The sequence below is a fragment of the Terrisporobacter sp. genome (assembly GCF_017888745.1).
GTDB lineage: Bacteria > Bacillota > Clostridia > Peptostreptococcales > Peptostreptococcaceae > Terrisporobacter.
On sequence record NZ_JAGHFM010000072.1, the window covers coordinates 1 to 5,187 of the forward strand.

The 5,187-nt window shown below is 24.3% G+C and carries 4 protein-coding genes; 3 read left to right on the forward strand and 1 reads right to left on the reverse strand.

The genetic code is table 11. The features are described from left to right. Both J7G74_RS03415 and J7G74_RS03420 read left to right on the forward strand, forming a co-directional pair. Positions 1-751: sensor histidine kinase (locus J7G74_RS03415; protein ID WP_297131988.1), on the forward strand; the 751-nt coding region annotated here is incomplete at its 5' end. Beyond that, positions 744-1,442: a response regulator gene (locus tag J7G74_RS03420; RefSeq protein ID WP_297131990.1), complete on the forward strand. Its 699-nt coding sequence runs from the start codon at positions 744-746 to the stop codon at positions 1,440-1,442. The genes J7G74_RS03415 and J7G74_RS03420, both read left to right, overlap by 8 nt. Before the next feature lie 153 nt (positions 1,443-1,595). On the opposite strand, the gene J7G74_RS03425 is transcribed toward J7G74_RS03420, so the two are convergent. Next, positions 1,596-3,314, reverse strand: a complete 1,719-nt coding sequence (locus J7G74_RS03425; protein ID WP_297131992.1) for an ABC transporter ATP-binding protein — start codon at positions 3,312-3,314, stop codon at positions 1,596-1,598. Positions 3,315-3,529: 215 nt separating this feature from the next. Between J7G74_RS03425 and rpoN the strand changes: the two genes are divergently transcribed. Next, positions 3,530-4,876 carry an RNA polymerase factor sigma-54 gene (gene rpoN, locus J7G74_RS03430; RefSeq protein ID WP_297131994.1) on the forward strand — a complete coding sequence of 449 codons (1,347 nt, stop codon included), beginning with the start codon at positions 3,530-3,532 and terminating at the stop codon, positions 4,874-4,876. The last annotated feature ends 311 nt before the right edge of the window (positions 4,877-5,187 follow it).

Sequence of the window (5,187 nt, forward strand, 5' to 3'; positions counted from 1 at the left end):
AAATGAGTTCATAAGTAAACAAAGAGAAGAGGCAGCTGCATTAGCTAAGAATGAGCAATTAAGAGCAAATCTTCTTCGTTGTATATCTCATGATTTACGAACTCCTCTTACTAGCATTTATGGTAATGCATCTATATTATTAAATAAAGAAAATAAAATTTCTAAAGAAAATAAAGAACAGCTTTATTTAGATATATATGAAGATTCTTTATGGCTAATAAATCTTGTGGAAAATTTATTAGCTGCCACAAAAATTGAAGATGGAAGCATGAATATAAAGTTAGAAGGCGAATTTGTAGAAGAAGTTATAAATGAAGCACTGCGTCATATTAAAAGAAAAAATATTAATCATACAATTGAAATAACACAAGATGAGGACTATATTCTGGCTAAAATGGATGCTAGATTAATTATTCAGGTCATCATAAATATTGTAGATAATGCTATTAAGTATACACCTGAAAATTCTCATATTCATATTCATACGAAAAAAGTAAATAATATGGTTATGGTAGAAATTAGTGATAATGGCAATGGATTGTCAGATGAAGAAAAAGAGAAGATATTTGAAATGTTTTATACTTCAAATAACTCTATTGTTGATAGTAAACGTAGTTTAGGGCTTGGATTAGCTCTTTGTAAATCTATTATCACTGCACATGGAGGAGAAATAGGTGTAGTAGATAACATACCACATGGAACAAAGTTCTATTTTACTTTAAAATCTCAGGAGGTAAATTTGCATGAATAAGCCATTAATATTAGTAGTAGAAGATGACAATGCTATAAAAAATTTAATCACCACAACACTAGAAGCTCATAGTTATAAATATCGTGTTTCTCAAACAGGAAATGCAGCAATATTAGAAGTCATATCTAATAAACCTGATGTGATTTTTCTTGATTTGGGATTACCTGATATTGATGGTATAGAGATTATCAATAAAATTAGATCGTGGTCAAATGTACCAATAATTGTTATTAGTGCAAGATCTGAAGATAAGGATAAAATAGAAGCATTGGATGCAGGAGCAGATGATTATTTAACAAAACCTTTCTCAGTAGATGAGTTGCTTGCAAGACTTAGAGTTACTTTGCGTAGATTAAATAACATTAAGTTAAATGTAGATGATGAAAATTCAATATTTAAAAATGGCGATTTAAAAATTGATTATATGTCTGGATGTGTTTATCTTCATGAAGAAGAAATACATTTGACACCTATAGAGTATAAGCTTATTTGTATACTTTCTAAAAATATAGGGAAAGTATTAACACATAAATTTATAACTAAGGAAATTTGGGGGAGTTCATTGGAGAGTGATGTTTCTTCTTTACGTGTATATATGGCTATCCTTAGGAAAAAAATTGAATCAGATACCTCAAATCCTAAATATATACAAACTCATGTAGGAGTTGGGTATAGAATGATGAAGATATAAAAACTTTTATAGTTATCTGAGAATATATATAAATTTATCAAATAATAATATGTTAATAAAAAACAATAGGTTATAAAGGAGAAAGCCTATTGTTTTTTATTATTTACATAAAATTTTTTATTACTAATATTAAATTTACTAGTATTTTATTTATTATAAGACTGAATCTAAGTATTCATCGCCTTGTATATAATATAAACTATAGAAATATCCTTTTTGAGATAATAGATACTCAAAACTTCCTTTTTCAACTATAGATCCATTTTTCATAACAATTATCTCATCGTATTTATTTAGTATATTTTTTATAAGTTTATGAGTAACTGTAATTAAAGTTAAACCTTTTAAGTTTAATAATGAATTTTCTAAATTATAAGCAGTTTCATTATCTAAAGCAGAAGTAGACTCATCAAGTATTAAAATCTGTGTGTTGTTAATTAACGCTCTAGCAATTGCAATTCTTTGCTTTTCTCCACCAGATAATTTATTTCCATTCTCCCCAACTAAGGAGTCTATTCCATTAGGTAAATTATTTATAAGTTTAGATAGACCAGCTCTTTCACATGATTTTAATACATCATCATCGTCATGGTTAGAATAAAGTCTTATATTTTCCTTTATACTATCGTCAAACATAAATACATTTTGTTGTATCATAGATATATTTTTATATAAATCAGAGCTATATATAGATTTTAAGTCATTATTATCTATTAAAATACTTCCACTGTAATTATTATAATACCTCATAAGAAGCTTAATTAATGTACTTTTACCGGAGCCACTTTCTCCAACGATTGCATATTTTTTACTTTTTTCAAGAGTTAAATTTATATTATTCAATGCCTTTTTTTCTTTATTATAAGAAAAGTCTAGATTATTTATAATAATATTATTCTTAAAATTATCAAGAGAGATATTTTCCAAATCATCAGAAGAACTAGCTAAAATATCCTCAATTTTATTTGCTATAAGAGTAACAGATCTAACTTGATTTATTAAAGAAATACTCATTTTTACTGGTCCAACTATATGAGTACTTAATTGAATTATTATAATTGCAGTTCCTACAGAAATATTTTCTTTGTACATTAAATAGCAACCAAGAAGTAATACCCCAAGATATATAGTAACACTAAAAGATGAAGAAAAACCTCTTATAACTGACTCTAAAATAGAATATTCTTTCTTTGAAGTTTCTACATTAGTAGATGCAGTATTAAATATTTCTTTTATTTTATTACTTATATTAAATCCTTTTATAACTTCAAATCCAGAAAATAAATCTTTAGTAATTGACGTTATTTGTTCTAGATTTTGAGAGTAATTATTTTTTTGAACAACTAACTTTTTTGATAAAGAATTCGGAATTACGAATCCTAATACACCAAATATAGCTATGAAAATTACTATTGTAGGACTAATAGAAAATAGGACAACTAAAGATATGGCAAAAGAAATTATACAAGATATAATTTGAAATAGATTATTAAAAAAACTATCTTCAATTATTTTTATATCGTTATATAAGATAGAAATATATTTACCGCTATTATCTAATGAAAAATCTTTTATGTCCTTATTTATAATTTTTGAAAAAATATCAGTTCTTAAATAATTTACAGTATTTTTTATATAAGAAGACATAACTAGTCCATCTAAGTATTCTGTTAAGAACATAATTATAATAAGAGAAATACTTGCGATTGTAATTATTAAAAATTTATCTTTTTCACCATTTGCAAAGATATCTACTATAAATCCCATTAAAAAATCAAAGCATAAAGATGCCAAAGCAACTAATGATATTGTGATTACCCTAAGTATAAATTGAAACTTATATTTTAAGGTATACTGCCATAATGTTTTCATGTTACCTCCTTTATTGTAATTATTTTATTTATAAAAATATATCAAAAATATTATTATACCATGATTGTATATGAAGACTGTAAAATATTCACTTCAATAAATTGTGAAATGTAAAATTAATAAATTTACAAACATCATAATTTATTGAAGCTATAAATAATATAAATTATAATTAAATTATATAAGAAGGATTTTATAAAAGGGGGAATAGAATATTGAATTTAAATAATAACATTGAGTTGATTCAATCTCAAAAGCTAGTTATGACAGCTCAATTAAAGCAATCCCTGTCGATATTAAATATGAGTAGCCTTGAATTAGAAGAAGAAATTAGAAAAGAATCACAAGAAAATCCACTTTTAGAAGTTGAGAATAATGGTGATATACATTGGGAAGAATATTTTAAAAAATTTGAAAATAGAAGCTATAGTAATATAAATTATGATTCTGATAAAGAATTATCTTTAGAAAATTTAGTTAAAAATGAATGTAGTTTATACGATTATATAAAGATGCAATTAGGGTTATATAACTTAGAAACTGAAGAAATAAAAATATGTGAATATATAGTAGACTGTTTAGATAAAGATGGATATCTTGATATTGATGAAAAATATATAATAAAAGAATTAGATATAAATCATGATTTATTTTTAAAGTGTTTGAATAAAATTCAAAGGCTAGAACCTAATGGCATAGGTGCTAGAAATTTATCGGAATGTTTATTAATTCAAATAAAAAATAAAGATATAAAAGATGTTATATTAGAATCTATTATAAAAGAAGACTTAGATGACATAGGAAAAAATAAGATTAAACAGATAAGTAAAAAATATAATTTAAGTATGGAAGAATGTTTAAAATATATTGATATAATAAGGAGTTTAGAGCCTAATCCAGGAAGATTTTTTTCAAATGAAAAATCAATTTACATACAGCCAGACGTTATAGTACGAAAAATTAATAATGAATTTATAGTATATATGAATGAAGTAGAAAATTTTAATTTATCAATAAATAACTATTATAAAAGTATATTAATAAATCCTTCATCAGATAAAAATACTAAAGAATTTATAAAAAATAAACTAAATTATGCTGCGAGTCTTATAAAAAATATAGAAACAAGAAAGAGTACCATATTAAAAATTGCAGAAGTTATTTTAAAAGAACAAGAAGAATTTTTTTTAAAAGGACCTAAATACATAAAGCCAATGAAGTTAAAAGATATTGCAAGTGAACTTGGTTATCATGAATCTACAATAAGTAGAGGAGTTAATAGTAAGTATATGCTGACACCATTTGGATTATTTGAGTTTAAATATTTTTTTACTACATCAATTCAAAGTGAAAGTGAAGAAGAAATGTCAAGTAGAAAAATTAAAAACTTAATAAAGGATATTATTAATGAAGAAAATAAATTAAAACCATTAAGTGATGATAATATATGCAAAGAGTTAAAAAATAAAGGAGTAATACTTGCCAGGAGAACGATTGCTAAATATAGAGAAGAGATGGGAATACCGTCTTCTTCAAAGAGAAAACAGTTTGTAGTTAAATAATAATATTTATATAGTACTAGGATATTTTATAATATCCTAGTTTTTGATCATTTATCCATCAACATGTTGACCTATCTGTTCGTTTTGATATCTCTTATTTTCGGAACGTTTTATTCATATTTCTTTATTTTTTACTTTTATTTGAAATATTTAAATATTTTAGAAAGTTTACAACAAAATTATACTAACTATTAAAATATTTCGTTATTTTGTTGTAGCAAATTCCTCTTGAAGATATTCATTACTACTTTCATATTCATCACCACTATCCTGACTTTCATCATACATGATACTTATTATTTTTCCACTTA